The sequence below is a fragment of the Arthrobacter sp. FW306-1B-G06A genome (assembly GCF_058781765.1).
In genome coordinates, this window is record NZ_JBYSXB010000054.1 from 1 (window position 1) to 20,295 (window position 20,295).

Sequence of the window (20,295 nt, forward strand, 5' to 3'; positions counted from 1 at the left end):
ACGATCAGGCAGCTGGGAAGTCAACCCGCTAAGGATGTGTGAGGTCTCTTCTCCTGCAGCCACGTCCAACCTCTCTTCATTGAATGTCTGGGCGCTTGCACTGTGGTGCGCGCTGAACCGTGCATAGAAATTTCGTATTGTGAGAATATAATTCTGTAATTCGAGATTAGCCATGCGTTCGTCAAGCGTCAATCTCGTCCCGCGGAGACTAGCGCCCATGGGGTCCCGCGGTTCCCACGCTGCCGTTTGTGACCGCCGTCGGGAGCTTGGCCCTTGACCAAAGGTGACCTAGCTCATACAGTTATTTCACTATTCAATAACTAGATTCCACGATGCGAAAAACTTCAACTCCTCTCACAGCGTCTCGGAAGCCTAGTTGCAGCACCACAAAGAAGTGGAGATCCACGATGCAATCGACTCCCCCAGTCGGCGTCACAACGGCTCCGGAGCAGACCATCCTGCCAGGCAGTTCGGTCCATCCGTCAGTAGGAAATGAAACCCTGTGCGATGTAGCGTCCGTCGCAGCGGGCCGAGACATCAGCCCCACCCTCTACAACCTCGACCTCGCCCCTACCAAGAAGGAGGGTAGGCGCTGGACCAGCTACAGCATCTTCACCCTCTGGGCCAACGACGTCCACAGCCTTGGCAACTACGCTTTTGCGATCGGCCTCTTTTCCCTTGGCCTGGGCGGGTGGCAAATCCTCGTGGCCCTGGGCATCGGCGCAGTCTTGCTGTTCACCCTCTTGACCTTCTCCGGTTTCATGGGCCAGAAGACCGGTGTTCCCTTCCCGGTCATGAGCCGGATCAGCTTCGGTATCCGGGGCGCCCAGCTGGCAAGCCTCGTCCGCGGGGCCGTGGCCATCGCCTGGTTCGGAATCCAGACGTACCTTGCCTCCGTGGTGCTCCGCGTCATGCTTGTCGCCATGTTCCCCGGGCTCAAGGAGATGGACGCCAACTCGATCCTCGGCCTGTCCACCCTTGGTTGGATCGCTTTCGTATCGCTCTGGATTGTCCAGTTGGTCATTGTCAGCTTCGGCATGGAAATGATCCGAAAGTACGAGGCCTTCGCAGGCCCCATCATTCTCGCCACCATGCTGGCCATTGCCATCTGGGTCTTCGTGGAGGCCGGGGGTGCCATCCAGTGGTCCGGCATCAAGGGCCTCGAAGGCGGCGAGATGTGGCGCACGATCTTTGCCGGCGGCGCGCTCTGGGTCTCCATCTACGGCACGTTCGTCTTGAACTTCTGTGACTTCACCCGCTCCTCGGTGTCCAAGAAGTCGATTGTCCGTGGCAACTTCTGGGGCATCCCCATCAACATGCTCCTCTTCGGCGCAATCGTGGTGATCATGGCCGGCGGCCAGTACAAGATCAACGGCAAGATCATTGAAAGCCCCTCGGACATCGTGCAGAGCATCCCCAACACGCTCTTCCTGGTCCTGGCTTGCCTCGCTTTGCTGATCCTGACCATCGCGGTCAACTTGATGGCGAACTTCGTGGCACCCGTCTACGCCCTGACCAACCTCTTCCCCAAGCACCTGAACTTCCGCAAGGCAGCCTGGGTCAGCGGTACCATCGGCCTGATCATCCTGCCGTGGAACCTCTACAACAACCCCCTCGTGATCGTGTACTTCCTGGGCGGACTCGGCGCGCTGCTCGGCCCGCTGTTCGGCGTCGTCATGGCCGACTACTGGCTCCTGCGCCGCGGCAAGGTCAACGTCCTCGATCTCTACACGGACCACCCTTCGGGCACCTACTTCTACAAGCGAGGCGTCAACCCCAGGGCGATCGCCGCCATGGTTCCGGCCGCCGTCGTCGCTATCCTTATCGCGTTCGTTCCCGCACTGGAGGCCGCGGCACCGTTCGCCTGGTTCTTCGGCGCAGGCATCGGGGCGTTGTGCTACTACTTGTTCGCGGACAAGAAGCAGCAGCACACCGACGTCTCCGGCGAGCCGATCGCCGTCGTCAGCAACCACTAATATTCAACTCACTCGCAGTTGTTGTCGTTTTCGCCCGTCAAAATGACAACAACTGCGAGTTAGTTGGGCTATCCAGGAGGAACACATGCGCATCCTCGTCGCAAACGTCAACACCACCCAATCCATGACCGACTCCATCGCAGCCCAGGCGCGAAGCGTCGCGGCGCCCGGAACCGAGATCATCGGCATCACCCCGCGGTTCGGCGCCGATTCGTGCGAAGGGAACTTTGAAAGCTACCTCGCGGCCATCGCGGTGATGGACCGCGTGGTCAACTACCCCGAACCGTTCGACGCCGTCATCCAGGCCGGCTACGGCGAGCACGGCCGCGAGGGACTCCAGGAGCTCCTCGACGTTCCGGTGGTCGACATCACCGAGGCCGCGGCCAGCACCGCGATGTTCCTCGGGCACAAATACTCCGTGGTCACGACGTTGGACCGCGCGGTCCCGCTCATCGAGGACCGCCTCAAGCTTGCCGGCCTCGACGACCGCTGTGCATCCGTCCGCGCGAGCGGCATGGCAGTGCTGGAACTCGAGGAGTACCCGGAACGCGCAGTCGAGGCCATCGTGGAACAGGCCGAACGAGCCGTGCGTGACGACAAGGCCGAGGTCATCGTCCTCGGCTGCGGCGGCATGGCAGGACTCGACGAACAGATCCGCCAACGCTGCGGCGTTCCGGTGGTGGACGGCGTGGCCGCAGCCGTGACCATCGCCGAATCGCTCGTCCGCCTGGGACTGTCCACGTCCAAGGTCCGGACCTACGCCACACCGCGCCCCAAGACCGTCATAGGCTGGCCCCTGATCACAACGGACACGACGACGGCGGATGCTCCCGCCGCGCACTAGCCCGACAAACAGGAGAACCGCGTGAGCGAAACCATCCCCACCCGGCCCCGGGTGGCCGTCGTCACCGGAGCCGGCTCCGGGATCGGGCGGGCAGTTGCCCGGCTTCTGTTGGCGGAGGGCTACAGCGTTGCCCTCGCCGGCCGGCGGGAAGCGCAGCTTCTCGAGACTGCCAACGGCCACCCCGAGGCGCTTGCGGTGCCGTGCGATGTGACAGTGCCCGACGACGTCGCGCGCCTTTTCGAGGCGACCCGCCGGCGCTGGGGGAGGGTTGATGTCCTGTTCAATAACGCCGGCATCTTCGGCCCTTCCGGGGGTGTGGACGAGATCAGCGTGGCCGATTGGAATGCCACGTTGTCCGTGAATGTCACCGGATCCATGCTGTGCGCAGCGGAGGCCGTCCGGACGATGAAGGCGCAGGAGCCGCAAGGCGGACGCATCATCAACAACGGTTCCATCTCAGCCCATTCGCCGCGGCCATTGTCCGTCGCGTACACCGTGAGCAAGCACGCCATGAGTGGCCTGACCAAGAGCATCGAGCTGGACGGGCGTCCGTATGGCATTACGTGCGGGCAGATCGATATCGGCAACACACGCACCGAGATCATGGACACCATCGGCGTGGGCTCGGGGGCACTCCAGGCCGATGGAAGCAGGCGCGTGGAGCCGATGTTTCCCGTGGAGGACGCTGCCCGCGCGGTGCTCATGATGGCGAACATGCCGGCGTCGGCCAATGTCGGCTCCGTGGTGGTGACCGCTGCGGGAATGCCGTTCGTGGGCCGCGGCTAGAAAATCGACCAGCCCGTGCGGGTGGTGAACTCATCGAGGGCGGCAACGCCCGCGAGTGAATTCCCGGATCGTCCCAGGCCGGGGCTCCAGACGCAGATGGTGCATTTGTTGGGTACCACTGCCACAATGCCGCCACCCACTCCGCTCTTTCCAGGGAGTCCTACGCGGTAGGCGAATTCGCCGGCGGCGTCGTAGGTGCCGCACGTGAGCATCACGGCGTTGATTCTCTTGGTCTGGGACGGGGACAGCAGCGGTGTGCCGTTCCCGAGCAGCCCGTTGTTGGCCAGGAACCTGCTTGCCAGGGCCAAGTCGGTGCAGCTCATTTCCAGGGCGCACTGGCTGATGTAAGCCTCGAGGACCGATTCCACAGGGTTTTCCAGGTTCCCATAGCTGGCCAGGAAGTGTGCCAGCGAGGCATTGCGGTGGCTGTTGGCCGCCTCCGACGCTGCCACTTCGGGGTCCGTATTGACGGAGTTGTTACCGCTTTCTTGGCGGAGCAATTCCCGGACGGGAGATGGCGAGCTGCCCGCGATGCTGAGCAGCCTGTCCGTGACAACAAGGGCGCCGGCGTTGATGAACGGATTCCGCGGAATTCCGTCCTCATGTTCCAGCTGCACCAAGGAATTGAATGGATTGCCTGAAGGCTCCCTGAACACGCGCTTCCAGATCCGGTCGCCATCGCCAGCGAGCACGAGGGCGAGGGCGTAGACCTTCGAAATGCTTTGGATGGAGAAGGGCACGTCGGCGTCTCCGGAGGAGAACACGTCGCCGTCGGAGGTTGCGACGGAAATGCCGAATTGCTTGGCATCCACCGCGGCCAGGCTCGGGATGTAGTCGGCAGGTGCTCCTTGGCCGAGCAAGGGCCGGACCGTGCCGACAATGTCGTCAAGGAGATTCTGGAGGTCCATGCTACTTAGTTCCGTCCTTCGGAGTGGGTCCACAGCCTGAGCTGAAGATGTGCGAGCAGCCGTTGCTCTGCGGACTGGAGGTCGATGCCCGCCACTTCGCACGCACGCCTCAGGCGGTAATGCACCGTATTCCGGTGGACGGCCAGTTCCTCTGCGCACCGGTTCACATCGCCGAAGAATTCAAGGTAGGTCAACAGCGTTGTGGCGAACTCGGGGTATCGCTTGCACAGCACGGTGATGCCTCCGTGCCGAAGGTCGGTCCTTGACGCCAGAAGCTCCAGCAATTCCTTGGTCAAAACGGTTGTTTCCACGTCGGCGTAGGACGCCACATGGATTGAGGGTGTGCTTTCCAGGACCTTCAGTACACTGCGGACATGCTCCAGGGTGCCATGCAATGCATCGAGGCGTTCGACGACGGGTCCGACGGCGGCCTGCACCTGGCAGTGCAGGTGGACCCTTGCGTCCCGGACAATGAGGTTGATGAGGCGGTTGATGGCCGGCGGGGACTTCACTGGGTCAAGATCGGGAAGAATCATGGCTATTTCCAGGCCGATGGCTCCCACCACAGCACCTGGTCGGTAGGCCGCCGCATGGATCGATGCCACATTCGCCAACTCGCCGCGCCGCAGTTGTAGGCCCGCCGCGGACTCGTCGTCGCCTTTGGCGGAAATCAGGACGAGGGCCGCCGGCTTGGATGGATCGATGCCCGCGGACTGTGCCTGGGAGTGGATCTGCGGAGTGCCGCTGAGCAGGCTGGAGATCCTGTCGCGCCGCAGTGCCTGGGACTGTTCGTTGCGGTGCCGGACCAGTTCTATCGCCGCGTGCCGTGCAGCTCCGACCATGAGCTTGTCCGTGTTGGGAGCGAGGGGTTCCTTCCCTTCTTGAAGCCAGATGTACCCCAGGATCCGGTTGCCCGCGTGGATCCCGATGGCCACCCGTTCCCGTAGGCCTTCCGTCGGGTTGGCTTCCATGTGGATGGGAGCTTCGGCCGCTTGCAGGTGCTTATAGACCCCGGACTCTTTCAACAGTTTTTGGTAGCGTTCGGGTCCACGTCGGGCCAGGATGGAGAGCCTGCGTAGTTCATCGACGTCGTTGGAGGCCGGTGAATACGCCAAGACGCGGTTTGCGGGATCCTCAATGACGACGTGGCCGTTGGTCAGGGTGGCGGTGGTCTGGGCGATCGCAAAAAGATCCCGATGGATGATCGTGGACGCGTCCGTGGAAAGTGCCGGCTCCTGGATGCGGTCCTTGGCGATACTCTCCAGCGTGCCCCAGCTCATTGCGGGAGACACGGCAATCAGGCCGATTCCGGTGGGAAGCAGCATTTCCCGGACGGCGTCCAGTTCCTCCTCGCTCCCTTTGACCGCGACGGCGGCGGGGTAGTCCGGAATCAGCTTCCGGATGCTCGGCAATGCCGCGCGACCCCGGACTCCGATCAGCAAGACCAAGCTCCCGCGTTGGACGGCCGTTTCGTCCTCGGCGTCCACGATCACGGTTTCACGAACCGTGCCATTGTCCATTCCGGGAGGAACCAGCAGCTGCCCGTTGTCGACGCCGATGTCTTCAAGTATGTCGCTGAGCATGGCGCCAATGACATGCTCGGCAGATTCAAGGGGTGCCACCCGTATTCACTTCCTCTAAGCGGCTTAGCCGCGCTCACAGCCATGAACATTACTCGCACTCAGGCGGAACGGAGTTGTTATTCGCGCACAACGGGGATCCGGCGAATTTAGCTGGCCAGACAGTTCCTTCCCTTCCGCTGGAACCTAGAGTTGTTTTCCGTCCCCGCGCTGACGATCCAGCAGTGCAGCTGTGATCCAACACTCAAGCCGGGGGACAAGTTCTGGAGCATGCAGCCGCACCCGCGGAACCGGAGTCAAAGGAGACCCCTGGAATGAAACGCACACTGAACTCGCCTGCGCCAAGCCCGATCGCCGGGGCTCGGATTGCCGGGCTTGATCCCGCTGATTCGCTGGAAAACAACCGGGAGCTTCTTGGCGACCGTTCAACCTCGGCGCAGGACTTTTCGAGCGAGGAGGCCGGGTACCACAAGACGCTCAAGCCGCGGCAGATCCAAATGATAGCCATCGGTGGAGCGATCGGAACGGGCCTTTTCATGGGGGCAGGTGGCCGATTGAACGGTTCCGGCCCAGCCTTGATCTTCGTCTACGCCCTTTGCGGGTTCTTTGCGTTCCTGATTCTGCGCGCCCTCGGCGAACTGGTCCTCCACAGGCCCTCCTCGGGTTCGTTCGTGTCCTATGCCAGGGAGTTCTACGGCGAGAAGATGGCCTATGCGGCCGGCTGGCTGTACTTCCTCAACTGGGCCATGACGTCGATTGTCGATGTCACGGCCGTGGCGCTTTACGTCAAGTTCTGGGGACAATTCTGGGAGCCGCTGCAAACGATCCCGCAATGGCTTATCGCCCTTTGCGCCCTTGTCATTGTGCTGGCCCTGAACCTCGTCTCCGTGAAGATCTTCGGCGAGATGGAATTCTGGTTCGCCCTGATCAAGGTGACCGCGCTGGTAGCCTTCCTCGTCGTCGGGGTCTGCTTCATCGTCTTTGGTGGGAAGACCGACATCGGCGTTCCAGGGCTGGGCGTGATCCTGGACCACGGCGGAGCTTTCCCGACCGGTGCCGTAGCGCCCTTGCTGGCGATCAGCGGCGTCGTGTTCGCGTATGCCGCGATTGAACTTGTTGGTACGGCTGCAGGCGAAACTGCCAATCCGGAAAGGGTGATGCCCAAGGCTGTCAACACGGTCGTCTTCCGGATTGCGCTCTTCTATGTCGGTTCCGTGGTGCTGCTCTCGCTGCTCTTGCCGTTCACGGCGTACAAATCCGGCGAATCGCCCTTCGTCACCTTCTTTTCCCATCTCGGAGATCCCCATGCCGCGGCCGTTTCGGCATCGGTGATGAACTTCGTTGTCCTGACAGCCGCCTTGTCGAGCCTCAACGCCGGCCTCTATTCCACGGGCCGGATCTTGAGGTCGATGGCGGTCAATGGCTCCGCGCCACAGTTCACCGCCAGGATGAGCAAATCGGGGGTGCCTTATGGCGGCATCCTGCTGACAGCCGTGATCACTCTGCTTGGCGTCGGCCTGAATGCCCTCGTGCCGTCCCAAGTGTTCGAGATCGTCCTCGAGGTCTCTGCGATCGGGATCATCGGCGGCTGGGCAACCATCATCCTGTGCCACATCAAGCTTCAGGCCTGGGTCAGGCTCGGCAAGGCCGTTCGTCCGTCATTCCGGCTCTTCGGAGCCCCCTTCACTTCATACCTCACGCTCGCCTTCCTTGCCTTCGTTCTTGTCACGATGGGCTTCTCGGAGACGGGGCGCTGGGTCCTCGCTTCCCTTCTGCTCCTGATACCCCTCCTCATTGCTGGCTGGTTCGCTTGCCGCAAACGCATCCTGGAGGCAGCCGAGGCCCGGCGCGGCCACACTGGCGACCTTCCCGTCGTCGCCGGTTCCTTCTCCCAGGGCGGCCAACGCTCCTGATGCACAACGAATTGATGGAAAGCGGAACCACTTTGCCCGGCATCACGCCCCGAAACAACAGCGCCACCCTGACGACGGAAACCACTCCGAGCAAGCGAAGCCACGTGAACAGCCAACCTCCAAGGCAGGACATCCAGACGCCCAGCAGCGCGTGGCGTTCGCGCGCTGACGCGTGGGAGTTTCTCGGGTACGCGTTCAAGCAGCTGGCAAAGGGAGGACAGGGAATGCAGTCGCTCTCCGGACTGCAGGACCAAGCCGTCCAGGCGCTGCGCCTTCTTCAGGCCATGGAACTGTATTGGGCGGCGCCGGGGCTCGCCGCGTTGGCGCCGCTACTAAACTGCATGGATTCGGGCGATTACGACGCCGGATTGGACATGATCCGCGGAATGGCGCACCTGATGCCTTCCGCCGGTCCGGGACCAGTAGGTCCGCGTCCAGCCAGCCCGGGACCGGTCAGCCCGGACCGGGTCGGCCCGGAACCAGGGCAGTCCGGGGCGGAGCGCTCTATTTCGGGTGTCCCGGAAGACAGCCGGGAGCGGCCGCCGGCGAGGGAGCGTCCCCGGTTCGATGTCCTGTTTGTCGACGACATGACTGAACAAGAAGCCGAAGCGCTGAAAGTGGAATTGCTGGCCCAGCGGAGGCCGTCCGATGCCTTCACCTATGAACTCATCGTGGTTCCCAGCTACGAGGATGCGCTGGTTGCCTTGGTCCTGAACCCAGCCATCCAAGCGTGCATTCTCCGACCGGGATTCAGCATCGCCAGCAGCCAGCCGCTTGGCCGCGACCTGAGGAAATACCTTGCCGGCCTCGTGGGCACTGACCTTGCGGGCATGCCACCGCTGGGCAGGTTCCTCAGCCTTGCCGAGCAGATCTCCGAGTTGCGCCCCGAACTGGACGTGTACCTGGTAGCCGGTGTGGCCATGGAGAGCCTCGCGGGCTCACTGACGAAGCGGTTCCGGAGGATTTTCCGCAGGCAGGACAATCTCGACCTGCACCTGTCGCTGTTGTCGGGTGTTGCCGAGCGGTACCGGACTCCGTTTTTCACCGCACTGCAGGAATACAGCCGGCGGCCGGCCAGCGTCTTCCACGCCTTGCCGATCTCCCGCGGTGGCTCGGTGGGCAATTCGCCCTGGATCCGCGACATGGCCGATTTCTACGGCATGAACCTCCTCTTGGCCGAGACGTCCGCGACGTCGGGAGGCCTCGATTCGCTATTGGATCCGCACGGATCGATCAAGGAGGCCCAAGACTTGGCGGCGCGGGCTTTCGGTTCCCAGAAAACCTTCTTCGTCACCAATGGAACATCCACCGCCAACAAGATCGTCCATCAGTCCATCCTTGCTCCAGGGGATGTGGTCCTCGTCGACCGCAACTGCCACAAATCCCATCACTACGCTTTCGTCCTCGCGGGAGCCCGGGTTTCCTACTTGGACGCCTACCCGCTGGACAAGTTCGCCTTCTACGGTGCCGTGCCCTTGGCCACGATCAAGGCCCGGTTGCTGGCCTACCGACGTGCCGGGCGCTTGGATGAAGTCAAGATGATCACTTTGACCAACTGCACCTTCGACGGCATCGTCTATGACGTAGAACGCGTCATGGAAGAATGCCTGGCCATCAAACCGGACCTCGTCTTCCTTTGGGACGAGGCCTGGTTCGCCTTCGCCCGGTCCCACCCCGTCTTTCGGCGCAGGACGGCCATGGCCGCGGCGAGGAAGCTTGAGGCCTCATTCAGTGATCCCGGCTATGCCGCCAGGCACGCCGAACAAGCGGCATCTCTCCACGATCCAGTGACGGGTGCGCCCGCCGACGATGAACTCTGGCTGAAGACCCGGCTTATTCCGGATCCAGCGAAAGCGCGGCTGCGCGTCTACGCCACGCAGTCCACCCACAAGACCCTCACCTCGCTACGTCAGGGATCCATGATCCATGTCTTCGACCAAGACTTCAGCGAGCATAACCAAGAGTCATTTCGCGAAGCATATATGACCCACACCTCCACGTCGCCCAATTACCAGATCCTTGCTTCGCTCGACATCGGCCGCCGCCAGGTGGAGCTTGAGGGGTTCGGCCTGGTGCAGAAACAGGCGGATCTGGCAACCATCGTTGCCCAGGCAGTGGCCCGCCACCCCCTACTGAAGAAATACTTCCGGGTCCTCACGTCGAGGGACCTCATTGCGGCACCCTATCGGGAAACCGGCAGTGCCATGCCGCTCCGGGATGGGCTGGCGGCACTGGCGGACGCCTGGCTGCACGACGAGTTCGTCGTCGACCCCAGCCGCCTCACGCTGGACATCAGCCGGACAGGGATCGACGGCGATACTTTCCGGCACCGGTACCTCGCCGACAAGCACGGCATCCAAGTCAACAAAACGTCACGTAACACCGTGCTGTTCATGACCAACATCGGCACCTCCCGCAGCGCTGTCGCCTACCTGATCGAAGTCCTCGTCAAGCTGGCAGAGTCCTTCGAAGAGGAACGGCCGGCGCGGAAAACGGCAGACGAAGGTCTCGCCGCGGCCCTCACGGGAACCACTCCGCCGTTGCCAGATTTCAGCAGCTTCGCGGACCGCTACCGGCGCGATCCGCTCAGTCCTGAGGGGGACATCCGTGCCGCCTATTTCGAGAGCTACAAGGATGGATCAACCACCTACCTGTCCGCGGGAGACCTCAAGGCCAGGATCGCGGAAGGCGAGGAAGTTGTTTCGGCCGGATTCGTCACCCCTTACCCTCCGGGCTTCCCCATCCTGGTCCCGGGCCAGGTCATCACCAGCCAGGCGCTGGAGTTCATGGAGGCTCTCGATACGCGGGAAGTCCACGGCTTCGACCCACTTCGTGGGTTCAGGATCTTCACGGACAAGGAGGTTGAGGAGGTGCAGCGCTGAATCTGCAGATTCCACATTGTGAAATTTGAATTTCCCCTTGTGGAATGAAGTGATCGGGATTACATTTGAAAACAACCCCCCAAATCAGGGGCTGTTCCCAAACTGATTGGTTCAGATCAATGAAGATCCCAGACTCTGCGGCGCTGAAGGCGAGTTCGGCTCCGCGGAAGAAGAAGCCACTGTACAAGTCGCTCTTCTTCCAAATTCTGATCGCCGTCGTCGCAGGTGTACTCATCGGCCATTTCTGGCCGAACATCGGGTCCGCCCTTCGGCCACTGGGCGATGGTTTCATTCAACTCATCAAGATGATCATCGCTCCGCTGATCTTCCTCGTGATCGTCACGGGTATCTCGGCAGTGGGCGACGTCAAGGCGGTCGGAAGGGTCGGGGTCAAGGCACTCCTGTACTTCACCGGCGCCACGCTTTTTGCCCTGGTCTTCGGCCTGATCGTGGGAAACCTCGTCCAGCCCGGAGCCGGACTCCACATCGATCCCAGCACTCTCTCCCAGGATGCGCTCAACGCAAAGACCGGGACTGCGCCGCCCAAGGATGCGGCTTCCTTCCTCCTGGACATCATTCCCACGTCTGTGATCGGCGCTTTCGCCAGCAACAGCCTGCTCCAGGTCCTCTTCTTCTCGGTGTTCTTCGGCGCGGCAATCGTCGTCATCGGCCGCGAGCGGTGCCTCCCGGTCATCAGCCTCATGGAAACCGTCCTGGAACTGATCTTCAAGATCATGTCCTGGATCATGAAAGTGGCGCCCATCGGTGCCTTCGGCGCCATGGCGTTCATCATCGGCCAGTACGGACTCGATACCCTCGGGACCTATGCGCTCCTCATCGCCTCCTGTTACGGGGCGGCCATCGTCTTCATCGGCCTGCTGTTCCTCGTCGCCTGGAGCTTCGCCCGGGTGCCCCTGTGGCAGTTCCTGAAGTACACCCGTGAGGAATTCCTCCTCGCGCTGGGCACGGCATCCACCGAGGCGGTCATGCCCCGGATCATGACCAAGCTGACCAACGCCGGTTGCTCCCGGGCCACCACCGGCCTGGTTGTTCCCACGGGCTACTCCTTCAACCTCGACGGCGCCGCGATCTACCTTTCGATCTCGCTGTTGTTCCTGGCCCAGGCCTTCGGCCACCACCTTGACCTCGGCCAGCAGTTGGCGGCCCTGGGTGTCCTGCTCCTGACGTCCAAGGGCATGGCCGGCGTACCCGGTTCGTCCTTCCTGGCACTCTCGGCCACAGCCGCCGCACTGGGCATCTTCCCGGTCGCCGGCGTCGCGCTGCTCCTGGGTGCCGACCGGCTCATGGACTCCATGCGCGTCGTCGTCAACCTGCTTGGCAACTGTGTGGCTACGTTTGTCGTAGCGAAATGGGAGGGCCAGTTCGACCGTTCGGTCATGGTCCGCGCTTTCAACGGTGAAATCACCAACGAGGATTCCGCCATCATGCTCGGAGCCGAAGACGTCTTCGAAGAACAGGAAATCGAGCGCCTCAGCGAAGGACGCGAGCCTTCGCCGAAGTTCCGGGGCGGCCCGAACCCCGACGCGATACCGCAGTTCGAAATGATCAAACCGGGCCAACACCGGAGCCCCTCGGTCAGTCCGGACTAGGCACCACGCACCATTCCAGTTGATCGCCCCACGGCCCCGCCGTGGGGCGATCGGTTACTTAAGAACTTGCGAAAAGCGGCAGCAGCTCCGACAAATCGGCGCGCAGGCCCGACGCGGCTACCCGGCCGGCGTCGACGGCGGCGGACCACGCCAAGCGGCCGGTGACCATCGCGAGCCAGGTGGCGGCGTCGCACTCTATGACATTCGGTGGGGTGCCACGCGTGTGCCGGGGGCCCTCCACGCACTGGGTCACACCGAACGGCGGCACCCTGACTTCCACGGAGTTACCCGGGGCTCGTGCGGTGAGTTCTTCCAGCGAGTAACGCACCGCGGTGGCCAGCACTGTGCGCGACGGCGGCGTCCCCGGACCCGTTTCCGGTCCCGCAGTGCCCTGCCCGACGGCGGCCTGCCATGCGGCCAGTGCCGCGCGGCCTTCCTCTAGGCCGATCCGGCGTCGTGCAATTGCCATTGTTCGCAGTTCCAATCAGTCCAGAAGCGCCGAAACGGCGTGGCCCAGGCGGATCCTGCCCACAGAGTGGCCACCGCCGAGGACGGGCTCAACGACCTTTTCGAGGACGCTTGAGACGCCTGGAATGTCGACGGCGCCGGCAACCGCGAGAAGCGTGAGTCCAACCAGGGTGGCCGCGCGGGGATTCCCGTCCAGGATCTTCACTGCGACAGAGGCACCTGTGGGGGTTGCCAGGACCAGGACACCTTCCGCACCGCCCTTGGCAAGCACTTCGAGTTCGTCCATGACGATAGTGTTCGCCTCGCCGCGGCCCTGCACTGCCCACGGGTAGTCCAACATGGACGTGGCGATGGTTGCCGCGCGGGCGTTGGAGCTCTGGTCCCGCGGGGCTTGGGCCAGGCGCGAGTAGGCCCGTGCCAGCCCGGTCAGGGAGAGCGCGGCCACCGGTGCCCCGCAGCCATCGATGCCGAGGTGGGCGATTTTCTCGCCGCTGTATTCCTCGATAACGGTCCGCACGCGGTGCTGCAAGGGATGGTTGGGCTCCAGGTAACTGTGCGTGTCCCAGCCGTTCTCGGTGCAGGCCCAGAGGAAAGCCGCGTGCTTGCCTGAACAATTGGAAGCCAACCTGGACTTGCCGTGCTCGGAACGGATCAACCAGTTGCGCGCGACTTCGTCCTGTGGCCATACCGACGGGCACTGCAGTTGTTCTTCACGGACGCCTGCCGCTTTGAGCATGCCTTCCACCACGTCCATGTGATCCAGCGAGCCCACATGGCTGGCGCAGGCCAAAGCCACTTGGGCACCGCGGAGCGGAACCCCCGACTGCATCGACGCCAGGGCTTGGAAAGGCTTGAGCGCAGAGCGGGCATAGATGGGCGTGCTGATGTCGCCGAGTTGGGTCACCACGGATCCGTCACCGGAAAGCACCACTGCGGAACCGATATGGCGCGATTCGATGAAGCCGCTGCGTTCGATCACTGCCAGTTCGACGGCGGACTCAACGCTAAAGGTTTCATGCGAACTCAAGGGCATGATGCAAGTCTAGGGTGAAGGAACGGTCTTCCCCGGCTACTCCACGGTCACCATAACGGACTGCCATCCCGAGGCGCCGTCAGGCACGGGATCCGCCCGCTTTTCGGTCTGCAGTTCGCCCGTTCCATCCGTGGCACGGACCTTGATGTAGTGGGGTCCCGGAGTGGCGTCCCACGTGAAGGACCACTGCCTCCACGTGACAACAGATGCCTCCGCGGCAAGGGTGGCTTCGGACCAAGGGCCGTTGTCTATCTGGACCTCCACCTTCTTGATGCCGCGGGTCTGGGCCCAGGCCGTGCCACCCAAGGCAACCTTGCCTGCCGGCACTTTGGCGAAGGACTTGGGAACTTCCAGCCGGGCCATGGTCTTGATGGGACCCCGCTCGGACCAGCCCCGGGTGGTCCAATAGGCTTTGCTGTCCGCGAATCGGGTCACTTCCAGGTCCACCACCCATTTAGTCGCCGAGACGAAGCCGTAAAGACCGGGAACCACCATGCGCACGGGGTAGCCGTGTTCCAGCGGGAGGGGCTCGCCGTTCATGCCGATGGCCAGGATGGCATCCCTGCCGTCCTGAAGCACCTCCAGCGGAGTGGAGGCGCTGAAGCCGTCGATCGAGGTGGAGAGAACCATGTCCGCTCCGGGTTTGGGCCGGGCTTGTTTCAGCGCGTCACGGATGGGCATGCCCAACCACTTGGCGTTGCCGGCCAGGTTTCCGCCCACGGGATTGGACACGCACGTGAGCGACACGTGGGTTTCGATCAGTTGGGCGTCGAGCAGGTCTTGAAAGGTCAGCCGCACCTCTTGTTCCACCAGCCCGTGGATCCGCAGCTCCCACTCCTGGGCATTGATCTCCGGCACGCTCAAGGCGGTGTCGATCCTGTAGAAGTCCTTGGACGGGGTGAGCCAGGGGATGACTCCGGGCGTCGGGGACTGGACGCCGTCGGGGACGGGAGCAGCCGCCCGGGCGGGAGCGGGGAGTTTCAAGGAATCCCGTGCCTTGGCCACATTGCTGCGTGCGGCACTCAGGAACCGGCCGCCGCCGGCTGCGATGGCGGCTGCGGCAACGGTGATACCGGTGGCGGCGAAGAACGTCCGGCGCGTCGTGGCTGGGCGCTCGATGCCTTTGGCTGCGGTGTCGGCAGGGGCGTCGGGGAAGGATTTCAGCCGCCAGAGCCGGGCCACCAAGAGGCGGAGAACCACGAGTCCAGCCACGGTGCCGATCAGGCTTGGTATGGAATCCGCGGGCTTCACGCCGGCCCGGGTCACCACGGCAGCCACAATCACCGCACCCATGCCGAGGACGCCCAACACACCCAAGGCCCAATTGCGGAAGGCCACGACACCCAGCACGCAAGCCAGCGCGAAGATGGTCAGGCCCATTCCCACAAACAGCGCGGCTTTGTCATTGGTGCCGAACGTGGTCACGGCGAAGTCCTTCATCCACGGCGGCGTGAAGTCGATGAAGGTTGACCCCAGCGCAATCACAGGAGTTGCCCGGGCCGTAAAGAAGGCGCCGATCAGTTCCGCAACGGAAAGTACGACGGCGGCGGCGGCCACCCCGGCCAGTGCAGCCAATGCGGCGGGTCCCCTGAGCCAGTTCCTGAGCTTCTTCATGCAGGTTGTTCGTAGCCGGAGGCCCCCGAGATGGGTTGGACATGCTCACTCGTGGTGCCGGCGGTCCGGGTGCGCATGTCCAATGGTGGAGACAGCTTAGGAGTCCTGCCCCCGCACAAAGTACCCTTGAAGACTGTGAAGGTACTCGTCATTGGCCCCGGCGGCCGCGAACACGCAATTGTCCGCTCCTTGCTCAAGGATCCCAACGTTTCCGAGGTCCACGCGGCTCCGGGAAACGCCGGCATCGCCAAGCTGGTCCCCACGTACGCGATCGACGGGAACAACCCCGGCGCCGTCGCAGCGCTTGCGACAAAGCTTGCGGTTGACCTGGTTGTGGTCGGCCCCGAAGCCCCACTCGCGGCGGGCGTATCCGACGCCGTCCGCGAAACCGGCATTCCGGTCTTCGGCCCCAGCAAGGCCGCGGCGCAGCTCGAAGCCTCCAAAGCGTTCGCCAAGGAAGTCATGGCCGAGGCCGGCGTGCCCACCGCCATGGCCCGCGTGGCAACAAACGCCGCAGAGGCTGCTGACGCACTGGACACTTTCGGCGCTCCGCATGTGGTCAAGGATGACGGACTGGCCGCCGGCAAGGGCGTCGTGGTCACCAATGACCGCGAGGAAGCTCTCGCCCACGCGCAGGCTTGTTTCGACGCTGGTGGAACCGTGGTGATCGAGGAGTTCCTGGACGGACCCGAAGTCTCCCTGTTTGTGCTCTGCGACGGCCGCACCACCGTGCCGCTGTCCCCGGCACAGGACTTCAAGCGGATTTTCGATAATGACGAAGGTCCCAACACCGGCGGCATGGGCGCCTACACCCCCCTCGACTGGGCACCTGTTGGCTTGGTCCAGGAAGTCATCGACCGCGTTGCGCAGCCCACCGTGGACGAGATGGCCAGCCGCGGAACTCCGTTCGTCGGCGTCCTTTACTGCGGCCTGGCACTGACTTCCCGCGGGACGCGCGTCATCGAATTCAACGTCCGCTTCGGCGATCCTGAAACGCAAGCGGTCCTGGCCCGGCTCAAGACCCCGCTCGGCGCACTCCTGTTGGCAGCCGCCAAGGGCGAACTGGACCAGGCCGAAGAGCTGCGCTGGTCGAAGGAGTCGGCCGTCGCCGTCGTCGTCGCCGCCGAAAACTACCCGGACACCCCCCGCACGGGAGACCGGATCCGCGGCTTGAACAAGGTGGACGCGCTGGAAGGCGTCCACGTCATCCACGCCGGTACCAAACTGGACGAAGAAGGCCGGGTTGTCTCCGCCGGCGGCCGCGTACTGGCTGTTGTCGCGCTGGGAACGGACCTCGTGGAGGCCCGCGAGCGGGCTTACGACGGCGTGGAGCTGGTCCAGCTCGACGGCGGACAGTTCCGTACCGATATCGCCGGCAAGGCAGCCCGTGGCGAGATCCACGTGGTCTCCCCGGCCACCGGCTCCATCCCGAATGTGAAGGCCTGAATCATGCCCGAAAGCAACGCAAACGGCCTGCAGACCGGAACTCTCGACCTGCCGGGGTGGAAGCACTTCTATTCGGGCAAAGTCCGCGACCTCTACGTTCCTGCGGATGATTTCAGCGGGGCGGAGTCGGGCCAGGACCGCGTCCTGGTGGTGGCCAGCGACCGCATCAGCGCCTACGACCACGTCTTGAGCAGCGAGATCCCGGACAAAGGCCGGGTCCTCACGCAGCTGAGTTTGTGGTGGTTCGAGCAGCTTGGGGTGGAGCACCACGTCCTTGCGTCCACAGCCGCCGAGGGTGTGCCCGCGGAAGTTGAGGGCCGCGCGATGATCTGCAAGCGGCTGGAGATGTTCCCCGTGGAATGCATCGCCCGTGGGTACCTCACAGGCTCGGGCCTGGCCGAGTACCGCCAATCGGGCACCGTCTGCGACATCCCCTTGCCCGAGGGCCTGGTTGACGGCTCGCGCTTGGGGCATGCGATCTTCACGCCTTCCGCCAAGGCTGAAGTCGGCGAACACGACGAGAACATCACATACGACGACGTCGTCGCGATTGTGGGCGACGATATCGCCGCACGCCTGAGCGAACTCACGTTGAAGATCTACACCCGTGCGGAAGAGATCGCCCGGGGCCGCGGCATCATCCTGGCCGACACGAAGGTTGAGTTCGGCATCGACGTCAATACGGGTGTCATCACCCTGGGCGATGAGGTCCTGACTCCGGATTCCTCACGCTTCTGGGACGCTGCGACGTACGCGCCGGGCAAGGCTCAGCCATCGTTCGACAAGCAGTTTGTGCGTGACTGGCTGACCTCTGCGGAATCGGGCTGGGACCGCTCGAGTGACACCCCGCCGCCCGCGCTGCCGGCCGACGTCGTCGAGAAGACTCGTGCCCGCTATGTGAAGGCCTACGAGAAGCTGACCGGCCGGACTTTCGTCTGATCCCCACCGCCACCCTCGCCTCGCAAGTCCCCACCGGCTCCCAGCCTTCGCAAGCTCAGGCCGGGGCCCTCGCCGGTGTGGCCCCACGGCCAGGGAACCCTGGCGGCGTGGGCCCCCGCAGGTGTTGTCGTTTAGACGCGTCTAAACGACAACACCTGTTAGTTAGTTGGGTTCGACCGTACGGCTCTTACGCCGCGCCGCTAGCTTGCGCGGGAAGACTGCGCGCCGCCGGCATGGCCCGACGCCGCCCGCCGTTCCGCCAGCCGGATCTCGAGTACGGAGTCCATGGCCTGCTGGACGCGGTCGGCTGCACCCGCGGCGGTGAAATCGCGTTGGGCCTCTTCGAGATGGACCAGCGCGTCCGTGTTTTCACCGGCTGCCTTGAGGGCCTTGCCGAGGAGGAACGCCACTTCGCCTGCGGTGTGCCGGGCGAGGACATCGCGGTCCGCGTGGATTTCGCGCAACTTGGTGATGGCTGCCGGGATGTCGCCCGTCAGGTAGAGCCAGCGGGCGCGGATAAAGGCAACTTCCAACTGGTCCGTCTTGTTTCCGCCCACAATCGACAGGGCGAGTTCAGCGCGTTCGATGGCCGAGAGCGTCTCCGGCTCCACGATTCCCGAGGAGAGCCGGACAGCCGCCGACGCCTTGTTGAAACGGGCCCACAGCTCAATGTCGTTGGCGGGGGAGAGCAGCTTGGCGGCGCGCTCGTGATGCTTGATGCCTTCAACGTAGTCGTGGCGCATGAAAGCTACGTTTCCCACCACCCAGGCCACTTCGCCTGCGAGCTGCGACATCGAATGATCGTCCATCTGGTTGTTCATGGCCTGGCAATACGTCCAGGCCTCGTCCAACCTGCCACTCTCGGCCAATGCACCGATCAGGGCGCGGTGCGCCCCGATGATCAGGGTTGAGCCTTTGGGCAGCTGCTCGGAAAGCCTCACGGCTTCCTTGGCGTGCTCGACGGCGGTGGACAGCTGCCCTTGTCCGTGGCAGACGGCGGCAAGCATCTGGCGGGCGCGGACGCCCAGGCCCGCAGATTCGGTAGCCATGGGATGCTCCAGGAGATGCTGGATGATCTGCTGGCACTCCTTCAACTGGCCCTGCTTCATGAGGCATTCGGCCTGCATGTAGGTCATGTTCCACCAGGCGCTGGTGTTCTTTGCCTCGAGCGCGATTTGGGCGGCGGTTGATGCGTGGCTTGCGGCAAGCGGGTAGTCCCTGAGGTCCCACGCTTGCCTGGCGTACAGCCCTGCGAGCACGTATTCGGCGTCACTGACGGATACGGGTTGGCTCCAGGCTTCCAAGGCTTTCGGTGCCAGCTCCAGACGGCGGGCGAGTTCTTCAATGACTTCGGCCGTGGGCTCCCGCCGGCCGGTTTCAAGAAGTGAAATGTAGCTGGGTGAGTAAAGATCCCTGCCCAATTCAGCCTGGGTCAGCCCACGTTCGAGCCGTTCGGCACGGAGCTTTTCTCCGAATCCGTTCCCCACAGGTTCCTCCTAGAGGCTTGTCTTTGCGCTGTCTTTACGCCTAAAGCTTGACAGTCGCTGTGGAAAACATTTTACAATGAATGTCAACAGGGACCGCGAAATTTCCGTAACGAATCCGACTCGCATTGAGGAAAAATTATGTTGAAGAAGATTGCTGCAGCAGTGGCCTTGGCCGGCGCTCTTGCATTCTCCGCCGCGGCGCCAGCCGTCGTTTCCGCAGCCCCTGTGGCAGACACCGTCAGCACGGTGCTCAGCATTGGTAACTGGCCCGATCCGATGAGGGTGTCGCAGGCTATTGGTAACTGGCCCGATCCGATGGGTGTGGTCTCGCAGGCTATTGGTAACTGGCCCGATCCGATGAGGGTGTCGCAGGCAATCGGTAACTGGCCCGATCCTGTGTAGCTGAGGCTCGACGGCGGCACCCGGGATCCCGGTGGCCGCTGGATAATTCAAATGAAGTGAAGAAGTCCCCGGTAGTCTGAAATCGACACACCGGGGATTTCTTTTGCTCGAAGATCCGCGTGGACCGTGATATGCCCCGAGTCTTTGTGTCGGGTTGTTAACAACACTTGTCTCTAAACCTCAGGGGCGAGCGAGAAAACCGGTCAGGGGAATGTTTCCGGGTTTTCCCTGGCTGCCGAAAAGCTCGTTAAATAAAGTAGAAGACCTTCCGAGTGGAAGGTCTTCTACCAATTGGTCGGGATGACAGGATTTGAACCTGCGACCTCTTCGTCCCGAACGAAGCGCGCTACCAAGCTGCGCTACATCCCGATCCGCTGCGAAAGCAACTGTTCAAGAATAGCCGATCC

General features: G+C 63.1%; 15 protein-coding genes and 1 tRNA gene. 9 read left to right on the forward strand and 7 right to left on the reverse strand.

Going from position 1 to position 20,295, the window contains the following annotated elements:
• The first annotated feature begins 407 nt into the window (after positions 1 to 407).
• The 3 genes from AC3WJM_RS20995 (at position 408) to AC3WJM_RS21005 (ending at position 3,606) form a co-directional block, all read left to right on the forward strand.
• A complete protein-coding gene (locus AC3WJM_RS20995) occupies positions 408 to 1,976 on the forward strand; it encodes an NCS1 family nucleobase:cation symporter-1 (RefSeq protein ID WP_059389469.1) in 1,569 nt (522 codons plus the stop codon).
• 85 nt (positions 1,977 to 2,061) lie between these two features.
• Positions 2,062 to 2,820 carry an aspartate/glutamate racemase family protein gene (locus AC3WJM_RS21000; RefSeq protein ID WP_441433141.1) on the forward strand — a complete coding sequence of 253 codons (759 nt, stop codon included), beginning with the start codon at positions 2,062 to 2,064 and terminating at the stop codon, positions 2,818 to 2,820.
• A gap of 21 nt (positions 2,821 to 2,841) precedes the next feature.
• Complete coding sequence (locus tag AC3WJM_RS21005; protein ID WP_284990321.1) at positions 2,842 to 3,606, forward strand: SDR family oxidoreductase; 765 nt, start codon at positions 2,842 to 2,844, stop codon at positions 3,604 to 3,606.
• Here the strand turns inward: AC3WJM_RS21005 and AC3WJM_RS21010 are convergent.
• A complete protein-coding gene (locus tag AC3WJM_RS21010) occupies positions 3,603 to 4,514 on the reverse strand; it encodes a glutaminase (protein ID WP_492272859.1) in 912 nt (303 codons plus the stop codon). The genes AC3WJM_RS21005 and AC3WJM_RS21010 overlap by 4 nt on opposite strands.
• Before the next feature lie 5 nt (positions 4,515 to 4,519).
• Positions 4,520 to 6,136, reverse strand: coding sequence for a PucR family transcriptional regulator (locus AC3WJM_RS21015; RefSeq protein WP_284990323.1), 1,617 nt, complete (start codon positions 6,134 to 6,136; stop codon positions 4,520 to 4,522).
• Between the two features lie 272 nt (positions 6,137 to 6,408).
• Between AC3WJM_RS21015 and AC3WJM_RS21020 the strand changes: the two genes are divergently transcribed.
• From AC3WJM_RS21020 to AC3WJM_RS21030, 3 genes are all read left to right on the forward strand, one after another.
• Positions 6,409 to 8,007 (forward strand): amino acid permease, encoded by a 1,599-nt coding sequence (locus AC3WJM_RS21020; protein WP_441433138.1) that lies wholly within the window; start codon positions 6,409 to 6,411, stop codon positions 8,005 to 8,007.
• Positions 8,007 to 10,889, forward strand: a complete 2,883-nt coding sequence (locus tag AC3WJM_RS21025; RefSeq protein ID WP_492272860.1) for an aminotransferase class I/II-fold pyridoxal phosphate-dependent enzyme — start codon at positions 8,007 to 8,009, stop codon at positions 10,887 to 10,889. The genes AC3WJM_RS21020 and AC3WJM_RS21025 overlap by 1 nt, the downstream gene beginning before the upstream one ends.
• A 119-nt stretch (positions 10,890 to 11,008) precedes the next feature.
• On the forward strand, positions 11,009 to 12,499 hold the full coding sequence (locus AC3WJM_RS21030; protein WP_284990326.1) for a cation:dicarboxylate symporter family transporter: 1,491 nt from the start codon (positions 11,009 to 11,011) through the stop codon (positions 12,497 to 12,499).
• A 58-nt stretch (positions 12,500 to 12,557) separates the two neighbouring features.
• On the opposite strand, the gene AC3WJM_RS21035 is transcribed toward AC3WJM_RS21030, so the two are convergent.
• The 3 genes from AC3WJM_RS21035 to AC3WJM_RS21045 are packed head-to-tail and all read right to left on the reverse strand — an operon-like array spanning position 12,558 to position 15,614.
• Positions 12,558 to 12,968 (reverse strand): sterol carrier family protein, encoded by a 411-nt coding sequence (locus AC3WJM_RS21035; RefSeq protein ID WP_284990327.1) that lies wholly within the window; start codon positions 12,966 to 12,968, stop codon positions 12,558 to 12,560.
• 15 nt (positions 12,969 to 12,983) lie between these two features.
• Complete coding sequence (locus AC3WJM_RS21040; protein WP_059389475.1) at positions 12,984 to 14,000, reverse strand: asparaginase; 1,017 nt, start codon at positions 13,998 to 14,000, stop codon at positions 12,984 to 12,986.
• A 36-nt stretch (positions 14,001 to 14,036) separates the two neighbouring features.
• Positions 14,037 to 15,614 carry a molybdopterin-dependent oxidoreductase gene (locus AC3WJM_RS21045; RefSeq protein ID WP_492272861.1) on the reverse strand — a complete coding sequence of 526 codons (1,578 nt, stop codon included), beginning with the start codon at positions 15,612 to 15,614 and terminating at the stop codon, positions 14,037 to 14,039.
• Positions 15,615 to 15,749: 135 nt separating this feature from the next.
• On the opposite strand from AC3WJM_RS21045, the gene purD reads away from it, so the two are divergent.
• Both purD and AC3WJM_RS21055 read left to right on the forward strand, forming a co-directional pair.
• Positions 15,750 to 17,060 (forward strand): phosphoribosylamine--glycine ligase, encoded by a 1,311-nt coding sequence (purD, locus tag AC3WJM_RS21050; RefSeq protein WP_284990366.1) that lies wholly within the window; start codon positions 15,750 to 15,752, stop codon positions 17,058 to 17,060.
• A 3-nt stretch (positions 17,061 to 17,063) separates the two neighbouring features.
• Entirely contained in the window at positions 17,064 to 17,999 is a 936-nt protein-coding gene (locus AC3WJM_RS21055) for a phosphoribosylaminoimidazolesuccinocarboxamide synthase (RefSeq protein WP_492272862.1), read from the forward strand.
• Positions 18,000 to 18,199: 200 nt separating this feature from the next.
• On the opposite strand, the gene AC3WJM_RS21060 is transcribed toward AC3WJM_RS21055, so the two are convergent.
• The gene (locus AC3WJM_RS21060) at positions 18,200 to 19,486 is read right to left on the reverse strand and encodes a helix-turn-helix domain-containing protein (RefSeq protein WP_284990331.1); all 1,287 of its coding nucleotides are present in this window, start codon (positions 19,484 to 19,486) and stop codon (positions 18,200 to 18,202) included.
• A 138-nt stretch (positions 19,487 to 19,624) separates the two neighbouring features.
• Here AC3WJM_RS21060 and AC3WJM_RS21065 point away from each other — a divergent pair, with 138 nt between their 5' ends.
• Positions 19,625 to 19,888: a hypothetical protein gene (locus AC3WJM_RS21065; protein WP_059389476.1), complete on the forward strand. Its 264-nt coding sequence runs from the start codon at positions 19,625 to 19,627 to the stop codon at positions 19,886 to 19,888.
• Positions 19,889 to 20,180: 292 nt separating this feature from the next.
• Here AC3WJM_RS21065 and AC3WJM_RS21070 read toward each other — a convergent pair.
• A tRNA-Pro gene (locus AC3WJM_RS21070) sits at positions 20,181 to 20,257 on the reverse strand.
• Positions 20,258 to 20,295: the final 38 nt, after the last annotated feature.